This is a genomic window from Parasegetibacter sp. NRK P23 (genome assembly GCF_023721715.1).
GTDB lineage: Bacteria > Bacteroidota > Bacteroidia > Chitinophagales > Chitinophagaceae > Parasegetibacter.
Genome location: NZ_JAMDLG010000001.1, coordinates 1,795,136 through 1,813,484, shown reverse-complemented (window position 1 = coordinate 1,813,484; position 18,349 = coordinate 1,795,136). Strand labels below are relative to the sequence as shown.

The 18,349-nt window shown below is 49.0% G+C and carries 15 protein-coding genes; 6 read left to right on the top strand and 9 right to left on the bottom strand.

Annotation, left to right across the window (positions count from 1 at the left end; all coding sequences use genetic code 11):
• Positions 1 to 5: 5 nt before the first annotated feature.
• Both M4J38_RS07400 and M4J38_RS07395 read right to left on the bottom strand, forming a co-directional pair.
• A complete protein-coding gene (locus tag M4J38_RS07400) occupies positions 6 to 1,139 on the bottom strand; it encodes a BT_3928 family protein (RefSeq protein ID WP_251758908.1) in 1,134 nt (377 codons plus the stop codon).
• Between the two features lie 13 nt (positions 1,140 to 1,152).
• Positions 1,153 to 1,716, bottom strand: a complete 564-nt coding sequence (locus M4J38_RS07395; protein ID WP_251758907.1) for a DUF1599 domain-containing protein — start codon at positions 1,714 to 1,716, stop codon at positions 1,153 to 1,155.
• Positions 1,717 to 1,758: 42 nt separating this feature from the next.
• Between M4J38_RS07395 and folP the strand changes: the two genes are divergently transcribed.
• The gene (folP, locus tag M4J38_RS07390; protein WP_251758906.1) at positions 1,759 to 2,643 is read left to right on the top strand and encodes a dihydropteroate synthase; all 885 of its coding nucleotides are present in this window, start codon (positions 1,759 to 1,761) and stop codon (positions 2,641 to 2,643) included.
• Between the two features lie 299 nt (positions 2,644 to 2,942).
• Here folP and M4J38_RS07385 read toward each other — a convergent pair whose 3' ends face one another.
• On the bottom strand, positions 2,943 to 3,809 hold the full coding sequence (locus M4J38_RS07385) for an FKBP-type peptidyl-prolyl cis-trans isomerase (RefSeq protein WP_251758905.1): 867 nt from the start codon (positions 3,807 to 3,809) through the stop codon (positions 2,943 to 2,945).
• Positions 3,810 to 3,881: 72 nt separating this feature from the next.
• On the bottom strand, positions 3,882 to 4,889 hold the full coding sequence (locus M4J38_RS07380) for a bifunctional oligoribonuclease/PAP phosphatase NrnA (protein ID WP_251758904.1): 1,008 nt from the start codon (positions 4,887 to 4,889) through the stop codon (positions 3,882 to 3,884).
• Between the two features lie 63 nt (positions 4,890 to 4,952).
• Between M4J38_RS07380 and M4J38_RS07375 the strand changes: the two genes are divergently transcribed.
• Positions 4,953 to 5,369, top strand: coding sequence for a nucleoside-diphosphate kinase (locus M4J38_RS07375; protein ID WP_251758903.1), 417 nt, complete (start codon positions 4,953 to 4,955; stop codon positions 5,367 to 5,369).
• 91 nt (positions 5,370 to 5,460) lie between these two features.
• On the opposite strand, the gene M4J38_RS07370 is transcribed toward M4J38_RS07375, so the two are convergent.
• Entirely contained in the window at positions 5,461 to 6,342 is an 882-nt protein-coding gene (locus tag M4J38_RS07370; RefSeq protein WP_251758902.1) for a TraB/GumN family protein, read from the bottom strand.
• 91 nt (positions 6,343 to 6,433) lie between these two features.
• Between M4J38_RS07370 and M4J38_RS07365 the strand changes: the two genes are divergently transcribed.
• The 3 genes from M4J38_RS07365 to M4J38_RS07355 are packed head-to-tail and all read left to right on the top strand — an operon-like array spanning position 6,434 to position 12,237.
• Complete coding sequence (locus M4J38_RS07365; protein WP_251758901.1) at positions 6,434 to 8,371, top strand: DUF3857 domain-containing protein; 1,938 nt, start codon at positions 6,434 to 6,436, stop codon at positions 8,369 to 8,371.
• A gap of 1 nt (position 8,372) precedes the next feature.
• Positions 8,373 to 10,289, top strand: coding sequence for a transglutaminase-like domain-containing protein (locus M4J38_RS07360; RefSeq protein WP_251758900.1), 1,917 nt, complete (start codon positions 8,373 to 8,375; stop codon positions 10,287 to 10,289).
• 7 nt (positions 10,290 to 10,296) lie between these two features.
• Positions 10,297 to 12,237, top strand: coding sequence for a DUF3857 domain-containing protein (locus tag M4J38_RS07355; RefSeq protein WP_251758899.1), 1,941 nt, complete (start codon positions 10,297 to 10,299; stop codon positions 12,235 to 12,237).
• Here the strand turns inward: M4J38_RS07355 and eutC are convergent.
• The 4 genes from eutC to M4J38_RS07335 all read right to left on the bottom strand — a co-directional run bounded on the left by eutC (position 12,234) and on the right by M4J38_RS07335 (position 17,068).
• On the bottom strand, positions 12,234 to 13,010 hold the full coding sequence (gene eutC / locus M4J38_RS07350; protein WP_251758898.1) for an ethanolamine ammonia-lyase subunit EutC: 777 nt from the start codon (positions 13,008 to 13,010) through the stop codon (positions 12,234 to 12,236). The two genes, M4J38_RS07355 and eutC, sit on opposite strands and share 4 nt — an antisense overlap.
• An 11-nt stretch (positions 13,011 to 13,021) precedes the next feature.
• Entirely contained in the window at positions 13,022 to 14,398 is a 1,377-nt protein-coding gene (locus M4J38_RS07345) for an ethanolamine ammonia-lyase subunit EutB (protein ID WP_251758897.1), read from the bottom strand.
• Position 14,399: 1 nt separating this feature from the next.
• Complete coding sequence (eat, locus tag M4J38_RS07340) at positions 14,400 to 15,734, bottom strand: ethanolamine permease (protein WP_251758896.1); 1,335 nt, start codon at positions 15,732 to 15,734, stop codon at positions 14,400 to 14,402.
• A gap of 80 nt (positions 15,735 to 15,814) precedes the next feature.
• Positions 15,815 to 17,068, bottom strand: a complete 1,254-nt coding sequence (locus tag M4J38_RS07335; RefSeq protein ID WP_251758895.1) for a nucleoside recognition domain-containing protein — start codon at positions 17,066 to 17,068, stop codon at positions 15,815 to 15,817.
• A gap of 137 nt (positions 17,069 to 17,205) precedes the next feature.
• On the opposite strand from M4J38_RS07335, the gene ychF reads away from it, so the two are divergent.
• Entirely contained in the window at positions 17,206 to 18,303 is a 1,098-nt protein-coding gene (ychF, locus tag M4J38_RS07330; protein ID WP_251758894.1) for a redox-regulated ATPase YchF, read from the top strand.
• Positions 18,304 to 18,349 lie beyond the last annotated feature (46 nt).

The window sequence follows — 18,349 nt, the reverse complement described above, 5'->3', positions numbered from 1 at the left end:
CTAAATTACTGGATTCCTTCCAGTTTCTGAATGGCTTTAATGGCCTTATCGAGGTCGGCTTTCCCCCATTTCCCTATGATGTTCCCCTGGTTCAGGATGTACAAAGCGGGGTTGGTACGTGCCGCCGTTTTAATGGCTACCGCATCACACTTCAGGATAACGGGTGCGTTCACCCCGGCTTTGGTAAGTTCCCGCTGCATTCCGGTGGCATCGGCCGTAACCAGTAATACGGGAATATTGCGGAGCGCGGCCGCGGTTTGAACTTCCCTGAAACGATTGGCCCAGGCGCTTACCGGCGTACTGACATCTTTCGCGAAGAAAAGCACGGTAAAGCCCGGTTGCTCCATGATGGCCGCGGTGGTATCGTTGCCGCTGAGCGTATTAAGCGAGAAATCTTTAATGGGCGGCTCGGCGTTTCCTTTGCGCACCACTTTATCGTAACGGCGCACGAACTGGTAAACGGATTCGTCAAAATCTTCGGGGAACGCGTCGGCGGAAAATTCCACTTCTTTGCCTCCTTTATTGTACACAAAGTTGATCACGATACTATCGGGGATCGAACCGGCTGGCGCCTTCATTTTTTCCGGGATGTTATTCCCCACTTTGTATGGAAGACAATCCAGTACAGGCTGGTGTTGCAATACATACCACTGGATGCCGAAGCTGAATACAGTGGTCACCAGCAGGATCAATACGTTCTTTCCTGTGCCCAGTGCGGGCTTAATTTTGTTTCGGTACAGGAATATGATACCGATCAGCACGGTCAGGATCACGTCTTTCCAGAAGGATTGGTTGGCGGTGAGCGGAATACAATCTCCGAAACAACCGCAGGTTTTTATTTTACCGGAGAAAAGCGCATAGGCGGTAAGGAAAGTAAAGAAGATGATGAGGAGCAGGAGCAGCCAACTGAACAGGCGCATCTTCCACCCCACAATCACGGCCACCCCGGCAATGATCTCGAAGGCGATCATCAGTACCGAAAGGGCCAGCGTATAATCGTTGAAGCCATGCATGCCCCACACTTCAAAGAATTCCTGCATTTTATAACTGAGTCCGAGCGGATCATTGGCTTTGATGAGTCCTGAAAAAATGAATAAGATTCCAACGAACCACCTGATAAGGGTTAGCAATAACTTCATAGTACGATCATTTTTATGCGTTCCGGTGTTTTCCTTCTTCTATCAGTATTAGGGCGAAGAGCGCGTAATTTACGATATCCTGGTAATTGGCGTCGATCCCTTCACTGATGAGCGTTTTCCCATCGTTGGCGAGTATCTGGCGGATGCGCAGCAGTTTCACCAGTATCAGGTCGGCCAGACTCTCCTGGCTCATTTCGCGCCAGGCTTCCCCGTAATCATGGTTCTTTTTTTCCATCAGTTCACGGATGGCCAGCGCTTTTGCTTCGTACAGTTCCTGTGCTTTTTCATAAGGAAGTTCATCCACCACACCGGCGCCAATATCCAGTTGTATCAAACCGATAATGCCATAGTTCACGATCCCGATGAATTCACCTTTAATATCGTCGCCGATCAACTGCGTTTTATTCTCCTGGATGGTACGTATCCGCTGCACTTTTATGTACAGTTGATCCGCTACCGAAATGGTGCGCAGCACGCGCCAGGAAGTGCCATAGTCTTTTGTTTTCTTCAGAAAGATATCTTTGCATCGGCCGAGGGCGGCATTGTATTGTTCTAACGTATTTGGAATATTGTTCATAAAAGGCTTGTATACAGCCTTCAAAAGTAAAGAATCAGGCGCATGTTACGCATCAATTACAGGGGAAAGTTATTTATAGCGGAAAAGCCGGTAGTCATGGGCATCATCAATGTTACGCCCGATTCATTTTATGCCGGAAGCAGAACCGGTTTGAATGAACTGGTGGCAAAAGCAGGACGGATGCTGGAAGAAGGCGCAGCCATGCTTGACATCGGCGGACAAAGTACGCGTCCCGGCAGCAGCACCATTAGCGCGGAAGAAGAAATACAAAGAGTGGTACCCGCCATCCAAACCCTGTATACGCATTTCCCTGATGCGCTGCTTTCCATTGATACCTATTACGCTTCCGTAGCGAAAGCCGCATTCGAAGCAGGTGCCGGCATCATCAATGATATCAGCGCCGGTTTAATGGATGAAGCCATGCTTCCCACCGTGGCGGCGCTGGGTGCCCCGTATATCGCAATGCACATGAAAGGGACGCCCGCCACTATGCAACAACAGCCCGAATACAACAACATTGGGCAGGAAGTCCTGGATTATTTTATTGAAAGAATACATGCGTGCAGGAGCGCAGGTATCAAAGATATTATACTGGATCCCGGATTTGGTTTCGGAAAAACAACGGCACACAACTTCGAACTGCTCCGAAAGATGGAACTGCTGCATATACCCGGACTTCCTTTACTGGCTGGCGTTTCCAGAAAAGGAATGATCTGGCGTACACTGGGTATTACCGCAGAAGAAGCGCTGAATGGCACCACGGTGCTCCATACGGTCGCATTGATGAAAGGTGCCGCAATATTGCGTGTGCACGATGTGAAGGAAGCGGTGGAGTGTGTGAGATTGGTGGGGGACATAAAGCCTCACCCCACCCCCTCTCCCTGGGGAGAGGGGCAAGCACAGCATGTTATGTTGGGTGGGCAATAAGGTACTTCCTCCTCATGCTGTAAAGTATAATTGAGTTAAACTAAAAGTTGGATTTCGAACAAGGTAGTAACCCAATTCAAAATCCAACTCTATAATTTAATCCCAAACATTATATGATGTTAGGCGGCTTATAAGGGCGCTATATCTCCTATTAACGGAAAGCATCTTCGTGTTAAACTAAAAGTTGGATTTCGAACAAGGTAGTGACCCAATTCAAAATCCAACTCCATAATTTAATCCCAAACATCATATGATGTTCCCGCCCCTCTCCCCAGGGAGAGGGGTTGGGGTGAGGCCCCTTACTTGATATCCACTACTTCCACATCAAAAATGAGGTGGTCATAGCCTTTACCACCGGGCATTGGCCTGCGGCCGTAACCCATCATGGAAGGGATGTATATTTTCGCTTTAGCGCCTTTGCTCAGCAGTTTCACACCCTGCTCGAAGCCGGGGATCATTTGTTGCTGACCAACGGTGAAGGTAAGCGGCTGTTTGGTGGGGTTCATCGCGGTATCGCGGTTGCTGTCGAATTTGGTGCCGTCCAGCAAAGTACCGGTGTACATTACGGAAACGGTTTTGCCGGTATCGGCCACCGCGCCGGTTCCCTGCTGCTGGATTTCCACGAATACGCCTTTCCCGGCGGGTTGCGCGTTGATCTTTTTAGAGGCCATGAACTGTTGCAGCACTTTCACTTCCCCTTCTTTAAAGGCTTCCGCTTCTTTTTCGCGGTCGGCTTCTACAGCGGCTTCATCTTTAAATACATCCAGCACGCGGAGGGTAAGCAACAGGTGGTCACCTTTCTTCATGAACGGAGGAAGCTGGCCCATACCTTTTTTCTCCAGTGTATCGGTGATTTGTGCCACCACGAGGCTATCGCCCTTGCGGAGCATGGTGAACACTTCCAGGGGACTGTATTCAGGTCCTACGCTGTCTACACGGATGTACTCAGGCAAGGAAGTGAAAGAACTCATCAGCACTGTATCCCGCACTTTTTGCTGGAAATGCACTTTCAGGAACTCCCCTTTTTTCACCACCGGGTTCTTTTCGTCGGAGATGATTTTGTACATCAGTCCGCTCTTGGTTTTGTCGTAAGAGGTCTTGCCCTTACAGGATTCGGCGGCGGCAAGTATCGTAAGCGCTGCCCCGAAAAGAAATAATTGTTTCATTACACGTTGTTTTTGAGCGCCATTGTTTTTCAGGCCTTAAGGAGGAGGCGCGTTCCATCCGGGGCTATAAACTTAAGTGAGTTGATGTTCAAATTCTTTGAGTACGTTCCTGAATTTCTGGGCGGTAACGTCAAGCGCATCGCTGCTTCTTCCGCCTGCGGCGTTGAAATGCCCACCACCTTCAAAATGAAGTCTTGCAAAGGTGTTCACATCAAAATCACCTTTACTTCTGAAACTCCATTTTCTTTCTTCATCACGGTCTATCACCAGTCCGGCGAATTTGATGCCCTGGATACTGAGGGGGTAGTTGACCAAGCCTTCGGTATCCCCGGTTTTGATGTTGAAGCGCAGGAGATCACCCTTTGTAATGGAGATCAGCGCCGCGTTGTACTCATAAAATACTTCCATCCTGTTGGACAGTACATGCCCGATAAAGCGGAGCCTGTTCTCCAGGAAATTATCGTAGAGTGCCTCATGAATTTCGGTGTGGTTCAGTCCTAGGTCCTTCAGGTGCGCCACCATGCGGTGCACGGAAGCCTTAGTGGCCTTGAAACGGAAGGATCCGGTATCGCCGATCACGCCGGAATACAGGCAGGAAGCCATATCAAGGGTGATCTTATCGCTCCATCCGCCTTCCACGATAAAGTCGTAGATCATTTCACAGGTGGAACTTTTTCCCGTATCGCTGATACCGTATTGAAAGGCGGCGGTATCGGGTTGCTGGTGGTGGTCCACCAAAACTTTGGTGGCATTCAGTTCACGGAGCAGGGGCGCCAGGTTCTTGGTGCGGTCGAAATGATTGTAGTCGAGGCAGAACACCCATTCCGCTTCTTTCAGCGCCATGGTGGCTTTTTCCCGGTTCGCTTCAAAATCGATCACTTCGCCGGCACCGGGCATCCATTTCAGGAAATCGGCCCAGTTGGTGGGAGAAACAACGGTAACGGTATGCCCCAACTGCCGCAGCAGGTGGCACAATGCCAGTGAGGACCCCATGGCATCGGGATCCGGCTTCTGGTGGGTGGTAACCGCTATCTTAGCAGGGGTTGCCAGTAATGGATAAACTTCTGTAATTGCTTTCATTTCAAACGGAGGCGAAGGTAGGGAATTTTATATATCTTTGCCCCCCAAATTGATACCAGGAATATGAGCAACAGAACGTTTACCATGATCAAGCCGGATGCCATGTCCAAAGGACATGCAGGCGCCATTCTCGACCGAATCATCAAAGAAGGCTACCGCATCGTGGCATTGAAACAAATTAAATTATCTGCCGAAAAAGCAGGTGAATTCTACGCCGTACACAAGGAAAGGCCTTTCTACGGTGAGCTGGTGGAATTCATGAGCAGTGGCGTAATTATAGCCGCTATCCTTGAGAAGGAGAACGCAGTGGCCGCTTTCCGTGAACTGATCGGCGCCACCAACCCCGCACAGGCGGCTGAAGGTACCATCCGTAAGCAGTTCGCCGCATCCATCGGCGAAAACGCTATCCACGGAAGCGACAGCGATGAGAACGCCGCCATTGAAGGCGCTTTCTTCTTCAGCGGACTGGAGCAGTTTTAAGGAATTTTGAATTTTAAATGTTGGATTTTGAATCGGTGGCTGAATGAATTTAGCTTCCCGGTTTGGAATCCAATATTTTTTTAGCCTAACCCTACTTCATCGCCTCCACCTTATAGCCTTCCTTCCGCAACAGTTCCACCACCCCCTTATCTCCCACCAAATGCCCGGCGCCAACCGCAAATAATGTGGGCTTATCTTTTATAATCGCTGGTATTTTCGACACCCAGTTTCTGTTTCTTTCATACAACAAAAGATCAGAATAAGCCGCGATGGTAGGATCCGATTCCAGGAGCATCTTCTCCAGTTTCACCATATCCTGTTTACGGTAAACCTCCAGCATATCGTTAACCATCTTCTTATTCGACTCAAGGCTATCAATGGATTTCACCAGTTCTTTAGCCTGTAATTCATAAGGAATACTATCAAATATGCTGCCCTGGAAAGCCGCCGTTTCCAGCCCGTAAATCTCTTTACCATTGGTCTTTACCTTTTTCATAATCAGCGCCTCCATGCCTTCGGTGGCGCCACAATCCATCAGTTGCTGGAATATGATCGAGGAGATCAGCATAGGTTTGTAGCCTTCCATCATCGCGAAAGGAATCGGTGTTTTAGCGGTGGCAAAGAACTTTTTCACCTTATCATATTCCTCCGGTGTAAGCAGGTCCTTCAGTTTTTTTCCTCCCTTCATCTGCAGTATTTTAAACATACCCATCATCTCACCCATATCGTCCATGTCCAGCTCCATATAGGTCTGGTTGGTATTATTGATCGCGCTTTCCAGCGTTGGGGACAATATCAGGTCGTCCGGACAAACAATATGCATCGTCCCGAAAAGATAAGATGGAGCGGAAAGTCCTTTCCCGGATATTTTCCACAACAGGGTTCCGCTGCCGGACTTCTCCTGTGCCTGCACTGAAAAATCTACTAAAAACAAACTCGCAAGTAAGAGGAAGAATGAATAAATAATTTTCATTATATATGAATTGTGGCTGAAATTTATGTTTCAAATTTACATGATAGATTATATCTTGTGGTAACTTTTACCTTACACACCTTAAACCATTATGAAACCGTTAAGCCTTTTTCTCCTGCTATGCCTGGCTTCCTGTGCCCTGTACGCTCAGAAAAAAGACCTCCCCAGTTTTGGAAAAGTTTCCGAAGAAGAGTTGAAAATGACCGCGTGTCCTTTTGAAAAGGACGCCGAAGCGATGTACCTCTACGATGCGGCCTGGGTGCGCTACATACCGTCGTCGGAAATCCCGTTTGTAACGGAAAGCGAGTATGTGGTACGTATCAAGATTTTCAATGAGAAAGGATTCGATTACGCCACGGTGAAGATTCCATTTTACGATGAGCGGAAATATGAACAGATCGACCGTTTGAGCGCTTACACTTATAACCTGGGCAGCGATGGCAAAGTGGTGCGCACGGAAGTGGATAAGAAACTGTTCTTCCGTGAAAAAACCAATAACTCGGTTACCACGATCACTTTCACCTTCCCCGAGCTTAAAGCCGGGAGCGTGGTGGAATACCGGTATAAACGTATCAGAAAAAGTTATTCCACCATTGATCCATGGTATTTTCAGACCAGGCTTCCTGTAGGGCTCAGCTATTACAACCTGGTGATTCCTGAATATTTCAATTTCACCAAACAGATGCGATCCAGGTTGCCCATGGAAAGAAAAGAGGAAAAAGTACGGGACAATTACGAGAACACTTACACGATGCGTGACATCCCTTCGCTGCGCTCGGAGCCGTATATGGCCGCACCCAAAGATTATCTTCAGCGGGTAGAGTTCCAGCTGGCCAGCATCCAGGTGCCCATGCAGCCCATCATCCCGGTATTGTCTACCTGGGAAAAACTGAGTTCAGAACTCATGGCCGATGAAAACTTCGGTGTACAATTGAGGAAGAACATCAGGGTACCTCAGGAAATAGCCGAACAACTGAAAAACATCAAAAGCAATACGGAAAAACTCAGGATACTACACGATTATGTGCGCAATAACTTTGAATGGAACGGCATCGAAGACATCTATACCGACGGGGTTAAAAATGTAATGGCCAAAAAAACAGGCACCAACGCCGACCTGAACCTGTTGCTCCTGAATCTCCTGCGCGACCAGAACCTTGAAGCCTACCCCATCCTGGTAAGTACCCGGGATCATGGTAAGGTGTTCCGCGCTTACCCCTTCGTGAGCCAGTTCAACAAAGTGATCCTGCTCTGCAAGGGAGATAACGATTATTACGTGGTGAACGCCGCCGACAAATACAACCCGCTGCACCTGATCCCGTACGATGTAATGGGAACTGATGCTTTTATTGTAGACAATAAAGCTTCCGGCTTTGTTCCATTGTGGAACCCCGACCAGAAGAAAACCTCAATTATTTATTTTAATGGAGAAGTGAAAGGTGATAGTCTAACAGGCGCCGCCACCATCAACAGCAACGGATACGCGAGAAATACTATCGTGAAAAAATACAAAGAATCCGTTTCATCCGCCGCCGCGGTGTACGCTTCCAATGGTGATTATAAAGTGGGCATAGATAGCTTTGAAGTGGAAAACCTGAAAGCGGATACGCTGCCACTTACCCAGAAATTCAAATACAAACTGCCGCTGAACAAGTCGGGAGATTACAATTTCTTCACCGTGAACCTGTTCACCGGAATGGAAAAGAACCCTTTCACCTCGGAAAGACGCTTCACGGATGTGGACTTCGGTTTCAATCAAAGCTATGTAGTATCCGGCACCATACGCCTACCGGCTGACGCGGCCATAGAGGAACTTCCCAAGAACATCAGCATGATCATGCCGGATACCTCGATCGTGTTCCGGAGAATATTCCAGGTAACTGAAAACGTGGTGCAGTTCAGGATCAATATCGAATTCCGAAGCCCGGTTTATGCCGTGGAAGAATATGAAAATTTTAAAGAGTTCTACAAACAGTTGTTTACCCTCCTTACAGAACAGGTGGTTTTCAGAAGAAAAGAAAACAGTTGATATGAAAGTGCTGATGAACACAGGCATTGCATTGGTGATAGGATTATGCTGCGCACTGCCCGCAATGGCCCAACCCACAAACCTTGCCGTTTCTGCTATACCGGATAGTTTGGTAAAAGACGCGGACGCGGTTATCCGGTACAACTATATGGAATTTGAAGTGCATTCCGCCTCTAAAGCCGTGGAAAAAACCAGAACCATTATTACTGTGCTGAATGAGCGGGCCGCGCGTTACCTTGTTTTCGGGACTTATACGGACAAATTTCAGGAAATGGGGGATGTGGAAATTAAAGTATATGACAAGAATGGTATACTGCTCAGCAAAGCGGGTAAAAAGCAATTGACGATGGAATCCATTGGCGATGGCTTAATAGATGACAGTAAGGCCTATTACTACAAGGTGCCCGCTAATTTTTATCCCATCACCGTTGAAATGGTTTCGGAAACGCGGCTTAAAGGCGCATTGCATTATCCGTATAATGTGATACAAAGAAGCCAGACCGCGGTAGAGCAATTTATTTTCATTGCTAAAACTCCACCTGGGTTAGACCTGCGCTATAAATTGTGGAATACCACTCTTCAACCTAAAATCACATCCGCTAACGGCGCTAAAGTGTACGAATGGCAAACTGGTGGATTGAAAGCTTTAAGAACTGAACCCAAAGCGAGAAATACTTTCGACCAATACCCCTGGATACAAATTGCACCTTCAAAATTTGAAATGGACGGCTATACAGGAGACATGAATTCCTGGGAAGGACTAGGCAAATGGTACCTGCAACTCTTCGAGAAAACGGGAAATCTTTCCGAAGAGCGGAAATCTTATTTCCGTAACATGGTAAAGGATGAACCCACACCCGCAGCCAAAGCGAAAAAGATATACGATTACCTTCAGCAAAATTTCAGGTACGTAAGCATTCAACTCGGCATTGGTGGATGGCGGCCCCTGCCCGCTTCGTTCACCGACACCAAAAAGTACGGGGATTGCAAGGGGCTATCCAACTACATGCAGGCTATCCTCGCAGCTGTGGGTATAGAAAGCTATCAGACACTCATTAACCGAGGGAATGATAAGCCAAACCTGGATCCCGCATTTTCAGTGAACTCCTTTAACCACGAAATACTATGCATTCCTTCCATTAACGATACCACCTGGGTGGAATGCACCAGCAATACACTTGATTTCGGGAAACTGGACGCTTCAACTGAAAACAGACCGGCATTGCTGATCACCCCATCAGGAGGCGTGCTGGTGAAAACACCGAAAGCCAAATCATCTGATCACCGACTCAGTATTTATACCGCTATTGAATTGTCGGAAGCAGATAAAAGCGGGAAGGTAAGCACAAAAATGAATGGTACTGGAGAATTCAAATACCTGATGGTGGAGGGCCTGCAACACCGCAACACCGACCAGCAAAAAAGAATATTGCAGGCTTATTTCTCCCTCAAACAACCCACAATTTACGAAAATGCCACTGTAGCCAACCCGCGCAAGGAAAATGTACTGTTCTCTCTGAATACTTCCTACGATCAGGTTTGCGAATTTGGTACCGGTGCCAAACTGTTCTTCAACAGGCACCTCCACAAACAATGGGTAGACGATATGCCTTCCGCTGAAAAACGTGAAAACGACGTATACCTCGATCATCCGTTCCAAAGGAACGATACCACGATCTTTCAACTGCCCAAAGGCTACTCGGTGGAATCACTTCCCGCCAAAGTATCGTATTCCTTTCCACTCGGAAAGTACAGTTCTGAAATGAGTTATCAACCCGAGAAAGGAACGGTAACAAGCATTACCACCATGGATCTTAATTACCATATCATTCCCGCCGCCCAATACCCGGAAGCAAAGGCTTTCTTCAGCCAGGTGATGAAGGACCAGGGGCAGAAATGGATTCTCAAAAAAGACTGATTGCCGTATGAAAAGGTATATAACATCAATATTGCTGGGCATACTCAGTTGCTGTTCCGTAAAAGTGATGGCACAATGGGAAGACGCCCCCACGATGGGTGTTTTCACCCGCGAGGAACTCAGCATGACCGATTGCGCGTTTGAAAAGAACGCCCCGGCCGTCATATTACTCGACCGCGCCAGGAGTTATCCCGGCACTAACAATGAATTGGTGACCGACCGTGTTGTACGCATCAAAATACTGAACGACGCTGGTCTCGATTATGCAAATATCAAAATCCGTTATTATGCGGAATCTGATTTCGAACATATCTCCGGCATTGATGGCGTGGTGCTTACTCCTGTCGAAGGTGGCGGTGGCATGGATAAATTCACGCTCGATAAAAAAAACATCTACCGCAGTAAAATCAACGCAAAGATCGGAGAAGTGACTTTCGCGATGCCCGGCGTAAAAAAAGGTTCAGTGATCGAATACCGCTATATATCCACCATGAAACATTATGGCGGACTCGACGACTGGCATTTTCAATCCTTTCTCCCCACCCTGCGCAGCACTTACCACCTAACACTCATCAACAATTCAGAGTTCGCTTACCGGGTGCAGAAAAGTGAGGAACTGAACATGATCCTGAAGCCGGAACCCAATAAAGGCACGATTTATTTTGAAATGAACAATGTGGCGGGTTTGAAAAATGAGCCATATATGGATTCCCGCCAGGATTTTATCCAGAAGGTCAGTTTTCAACTTGCCGCATACGGCAGTTATATGGGCCGCTCAAAGTACATGAACTCCTGGGATGAGGTGTCCCGGGAACTGCTGAACCACAATTCCTTTGGCGCGCAACTCAATAAGAACCTCGATGGCGCGAAAGCGATCATTACCGCAGCCGCGCTGAACAGGACGAAAGAAGAACAGCTCTCCGCCCTTTTCAACCATGTGAGGAACCATTTTCAATGGAACGGTTTCTATGGGATGTATGCTGGAGGAAACGGGGTTAAATCGGCCTGGAACAGCAAAACCGGTAGTTGTGGAGATATTAATCTTTCCCTGGTCAACCTTCTCGCAGAAGCTGGTTTTGAAGTGAAACCCATTCTCGTGGCGGAACGCGGCTACAAAAAAGTGAACACCTCCTACCCTTTCCTGGACCAGTTCAACAAAGTGGCCGCTTACGTTACCTTAAACAACAGAACCTATTTACTGGATGCTACCGATGGCGCCACGCCTTTCGGGATGCTGCCGGAGAGTTTATTGAATACCACGGCATTTGTGGTGGACCGTAAAAAAGGAACGCTGGTTACCCTGCAACGGCCGGGGGAAGGCTACGTAAACATTTATAATATTACCGCAAGCCTGCAACCTGATATGGTGGCCAGCGGTAAAGGTTACGTGGTGAGCAAGGGATACAGCGCGCTCAACCGTATGGCCGCACGGGTGCCTGGTGAAGAAAATTTTATCAGGAAGGTGCTGGTGAAAGCCTATACCACCCTGAAAGTAGACTCTCTCTCGCTGGAAGAAAAGGTGAAGCCCGATACTGTTCAGCTGACACAACGCTTCCGGTTCGCCACGCCACTGGAGCATTCCGGGGAATATTTCCTGCTGAACCCTATGCCGCTTTCGGGTCTGGATAAAAACCCGTTTACCGACGAAAAACGCTTCTCCGATATCAACTTCGGCGCCACACAGGTATTCAGTTTCAATTACCATCTCACGCTGAACGATGCCGTTACCATTGAATCACTTCCCAGGAATTTAAGATTGAAACTGCCCGGCAATGAACTTGAATTCACCAGGCGCGTGTTGCGGGAAGGAAACATCATTTCCATCAACTTCAGGTTCGAAATACAACTGCCCTATTATTCCTACCAGGATTATGATATGGTGAAAAGTTTTTACAAACAGATGTACGAATACCTCGACGAGCAGATCGTGCTGAAGAAGAAAGGTTAAAGCAAACGCTCATCCGAAGCATCTGGCAGCAGGCCATAATTATCTTTCAGCGCAACGCCTGATATCTTTCGTTCAAAAGCTTCCCGGATCAGGTAAAACAACTTCGCGGCCGCAAGTTGGGAAGAGATGCCCTCCGGGCGGATATTGGAGATGCAGTTCCGGGAATCATCGGTGAGTCCGGGTCGTGGCTCAAAAGTGAGGTAGGCCCCCATACTGTCTGAAGCGCTTAGTCCGGGGCGTTCTCCGATCAGTATTACAGACAACCTGGCTTTCAGATGAAACGCGATGTGATCGGCAAGCGCCACCCTCGCCTGTGTAGCCACACAAACCGGCGCCAGGGTTTTGCCCGCCGCTTCCAGCAGCGGAAGCAACTCATCCAGCAGGGGCAACGCATACAGATGGATGGCCCGGGCAGACAATCCATCGGCTATAACAATACATACATCGCAGGGAAAAGCTTGTTCCTGTAAGCTTGTAATGGAATACGCATCAGGCACTCGCCCAAGATCGGGCCGTTGCAGGTAAGTAATACGGTCGGCGGCTTTGCTGGCCACTTCTATAACTGAAAGTTTTCTTTCTTTCAACCCTTCTTTGATATGACTTGTATCCAATGGCGCGTGTACGGCATCTCTTGCATGCGCATGGGCAAGTTTGAACCGCAACATCGCATTGGTGGGTAAGCCGGAACCCGTTCGCCCCAATGCAATGCGCGCGGCGGTAAACTGTTTCAGCGCTTCCCATGGGTCTTTGCCTGGTGTATTTATCAGTTCCATATTGATCCTTTTCAGAAAAGGTATTGCAGCAGGTGTTGCAGCGTTTCTTTGTTCCCGGTATTACCATCCGCATGCATAATGCCTCTTTCTTTCAACCATTGTTCAAACTCCGGGGCGGGTTTCAATCCCAGCACTTCCCGCAGGTAAAGCGCATCGTGGAAAGAAGTGGATTGGTAATTCAACATGATATCATCTGAACCGGGCACGCCCATGATAAAGTTGCAGCCGGCCACACCGAGTAAGGTGAGCAGGTTATCCATATCGTCCTGGTCGGCTTCCGCGTGGTTCGTGTAGCAGATGTCCATCCCCATCGGAAGGCCGAGCAGCTTCCCGCAGAAATGATCTTCCAGTGCGGCACGTGTGATCTGCTTACCATCAAACAAATATTCCGGTCCAATAAATCCCACTACGGAGTTCACGAGCAATGGATCGAAAGCACGGGCCACGGCATAAGCGCGGGCCTCACAGGTTTGCTGGTCCATTCCATGGTGCGCATTGGCCGATAAAGCGCTCCCCTGGCCGGTTTCAAAATACATTACATTATTGCCCACGGTTCCCCGTTTCAGCGATAAAGTAGCCTGGTGCGCTTCCCGGAGCAACGATAAAGAAATGCCGAAGGCTGAATTGGTGCGTTCCGTACCACCGATAGACTGAAAACAAAGATCAACCGGCGCGCCTTTTTCCATGAGTTTCAGCGTGGTGGTAACATGTGTCAGCACACAGGATTGTGTAGGAATATTGAACTGGTGAATCACGTTATTGAGCAGGTGCAGCAAGGTGTTCACGCCTGCCGGACTATCAGTCGCGGGGTTGATGCCAATCACCGCATCACCGTTTCCATACAACAACCCATCTACCATACTGGCCGCGATCCCCCGCGGATCATCGGTAGGATGATTGGGCTGTAACCGGGTGGAGAAACGCCCCTTAAGGCCGATGGTATTGCGGAATTTCGTGACCACTTCGCATTTCCGTGCCACAGCAATCAGGTCCTGGTTGCGCATGATCTTGCTGACCGCGGCGGCCATTTCAGGCGTTATGCCCGGGGCGAGCTTGTGCAACACTTCCGAAGTGGCTTCCGGTCCAAGTAACCAGTTGCGGAAATCGCCTACTGTAAGGTGCGCCAACGGTGCAAAGGCTGCGGTATTGTGCGTATCGATAATCAGTCTTGTGATTTCATCCTCTTCGTAAGGAACAGGTGTTTCGTTCAGAAATTGCTTCAGTGGTAATTCCGCGAGTGTAAGCTGCGCGGCCACGCGTTCTTCATAAGAACCGGCGCATACGCCCGCCAACGCATCGCCGCTCCGGAAAGGAGAAGCCTTCGCCAGCAACATTTTCAGGTCGCTGAACACATATACGGTTTGCCCTATCGTTTGCCGGTACTTCATACTATATACTAGGCGCTGGTCTATTCAACAATTCATCGGTTACCGCCCGTTTTCCCTTCAACAAAAATAATCCTCCCGCCAATACCAATCCTCCGAAGAAAATACCACTGAGCAACAGGTTATAATACACAAGCGCGATCATGCAAACAACCGATAGCACCAGCGCGATCGCCGGAAATAACGGATAAAAAGGCGCGATGAACGGACGCTCCAACCCCGGCTCTTTTTTACGGAGTATAAACAGGCTGATCATACTCATGATGTACATCACCAAAGCGCCCAGCACCGCGAGGATGATCACCTGGCTGGTGGTGCCCGTAAAGATCGCTACAAAACTCACCACTCCTCCTGCGGCAATGGCCCAATGGGGCGTTTTGAAACGGGTATTTACAGCCGAGAGTTTTTCAGGAAGAAAACCACTCCGCGCCATGGCGAACACCTGCCGCGACGAAGCGAGGATCGTCCCATGAAGCGATGCGATCAATCCGAAGAGGCCGATACTCGCGAATAATTTAGTAAAGCTGTTGTCTTTTCCAAGTACCATCCCAATGGCTTCCGGCAATGGGTAGTCGATATTACTGAGTGCGCGCCAGTTGCCCACGCCGCCTGTGAGGATCATTACACCGAGAGCGAGGAACGCGAGTGTGGCCAATGCGGAGATGTATCCTTTGGGGATATTGCGCGCCGGGTTCTTCACTTCTTCCGCCACCATGGCCACTCCTTCGATGGCAAGGTAGAACCACACCGCGAAAGGAAGCGCCGCGAATACACCCGACCAACCGAAAGGCATGGGATCGGTCATGAAATTATCCATTTTGAAATGCGGGGCCACAATTCCCATGAATATGAGCAGTTCGATGACCGCGAGGGCCGTGATGAAAACGGAAAAAACCGCCGATTCCTTCACGCCCGAGGCATTGAGTAACATGAACACCACGTTGAAGGCAAGCGCTGAAGGAATAACTCCAACAGAAGGATATAAAAAATGCAGGTAACTGCCCAAGGCAAAAGCAATCGCCGGCGTGGCCAGCAGAAAGTCGACCAGCGTAGCATAACCCGCTACCAATCCGCCCATTGGCCCCATAGCTCTGTACGCGTAAGCAAAAGCGCCGCCCGCATGTGGAATGGCGGCTGTTAACTCGGTATAACTGAAAATAAAAGTAACATACATCACCGTTACCAGTAAGCTGGCGATCAGAAAGCCGATAGTGCCGGAAACGCCCCAGCCATAGTTCCAGCCGAAATATTCTCCGGAGATGACGAGGCCCACGGCGATGGCCCAGAGATGAATGGGTTTTAAGGTACGCTTTAACGTTGCTGCAGTTTGGTGCTCCATGTTTCAATGGTGTGAATGAGTAAACTGCGCAGTTACAGACAATTGGCGTTTGAAGTTAGATAATGAAAATTAAACCGCCGCTAAAATTTATACGTGGCATAGGCGATGATGATGGCCGCAATGATGCCCACCAGGTCTGCGATAAGTCCGCAGGTGAGCGCATAGCGCGTTTTGCGGATGTTCACGCTACCGAAATATACCGCAAGTATATAAAAGGTTGTTTCCGTTGAACCCTGCATAATGGAAGCCAGGTAACCCTGGAACGAATCCACACCATGTGTTTTCATCACATCTACCATTAGCCCCCGGGCGCCGCCGCCGCTCAGCGATTTCATGATACCCACGGGCACCACGGGCACAAAACTGGTATCGAATCCCATGGCGGCCACGGCAAAGGCGATTCCCTGTTCAATATAGTCCATGCAACCCGTTGTGCGGAACGCGCTGATGGCCACCAATATGGCAATAAGGTATGGAATAATTGTAACGGCCGTCTGGAATCCCTCCTTCGCGCCTTCAATGAAAGCTTCGTACACGTTGATCCTCTTCACCATGCCCATCACCAGGAAAGAAATGATGATGGAAAAAATAATCAGGCTTCCCAGTAACCCGATGTATTGGGCCATCACTTCGGGAGAATACTGCCGCAGCCAGAAGAAAAGCGCGGCCATAATGCCGGAAAAACCCAACACAAATACCAGTACGGGCAATTTAAAAAGATTGATGCGCTGGTAAGCGGCCACGGCCACCATACCCGAAATGAAGGAAACGAAGGTGCCCATGAGCGTGGGTAAAAAGATATCTGTGGCATTGAAACCGACCAGTCCCTGCTCTATGGCCATACTCTGCCGGATGGCGATCACAGAAGTGGGGATCAGCGTGATGCCCGCGGTATTCAACACCAGGAACATGATCTGCGCGTTACTCGCGGTTTCTTTCTCCGGATTGATCTCCTGTAACTCCTTCATCGCCTTCAAGCCCAGCGGCGTAGCCGCATTGTCGAGCCCCAGCATGTTCGCGGAGAAGTTCATCATAATCGAACCATTCGCGGAATGGCCCGACGGAATGGAGGGGAACAGTTTCCGGAAGAATGGCGCCACGGCCCTGGAAAAAACCTGTATCATACCCGCCCGCTCTCCTATTTTCATGATCCCCAGCCATAGGGTCATCATGCCCACCAGTCCGATGGAAATATCGAAGCCCGTTTTGGCTGAATCGAATATGCCTGAAACTACTTTGGAGAAAATTTCAACATCTCCGAAAAAGATCAGCTTAATGAGAGCAACCAGGAACGCGATCAGAAAAAAAGCCAGCCAAACATAATTGAGCGCCATGCGGAATGGATTAGTCGGAATAATTCGTGGAAAATAGGAAATTTATGCGATCCCTGAAAACATGGTGATGCCCATGGTTAGAAAGCGGGCCGATCCACCGTGGAAATCCCTATCTTTGCGGCCGAAAAATCTCCAAAATGGCTTTACAAGCAGGTATTGTAGGATTACCCAACGTAGGAAAATCCACTCTTTTCAACGCAGTGAGCAACAGTGCAAAGGCGCAGGCGAGCAATTATCGTTTCTGTACCATCGATCCCAATGTGGGACTCGTGGATGTTCCAGATCCCAGGCTGAACAAACTGGCAGAACTGGTGAACCCCAACAGGGTGGTGCCCACACAGATCGAGATCGTGGACATCGCCGGACTGGTGCGCGGCGCCAGCAAGGGGGAAGGTCTGGGCAACAAGTTCCTAGGCAATATCCGTGAAGTGGATGCCATCGTGCACGTGATCCGCTGCTTCGAAGACGAGAACATCCTCCGTGAAGAAGGCGCCATCAATCCCGTTAGCGATAAAGAAATCATCGATACCGAACTGCAGCTGAAGGACCTGGAAAGCGTGGAGAAAAAACTGCAACGCACCGAAAAAATGGCCAAAACAGATCCCAAGGCCAAAGTGGAAATGGAGATCCTGAAACGCTGTAAAGATCACCTGGAAAAAGGACAAAGTATACGCACACTCGCCCTCGACAAGGAAGAACGCGTAGCCATCGCCGACCTGTTCCTGCTCACCGAAAAACTGGTGCTCTACGTCGCCAACGTGGAAGAAGCCAGTATGCACACCGGCAACAAATATTCAGAAATGCTGAAGGCAGCCGTGGCCTCGGAAAACGCGGAAGTAATCGTGATGTGCAACAACATCGAGGCACAGATCGCGGAAATCGAAAACCCCGAAGACAAGGCGATGTTCATGGAAGAATACAACATGACCGAACCCGCCCTCGATAAAATGATCCACTCGGTATACAAACTCCTGAAACTGCAGACTTATTTCACCGCAGGCGTTCAGGAAGTACGCGCCTGGACCATCCAGGAAGGTTGGAAAGCGCCACAGGCCGCCAGTGTGATCCACACCGATTTCGAAAAAGGTTTCATCAAAGCCGAAGTGATCGCTTACGACGATTTTGTGAAGTACGGTTCCGAAGCGGCCTGCCGCGATAATGGAAAATTACGGATTGAAGGAAAAGAGTATATCGTGAAAGATGGCGACATCATGCACTTCCGCTTTAACGTGTAACGAATCATAAAAAACGTTGCGTCTGCGAGGTATGAAGCAGGCGTCG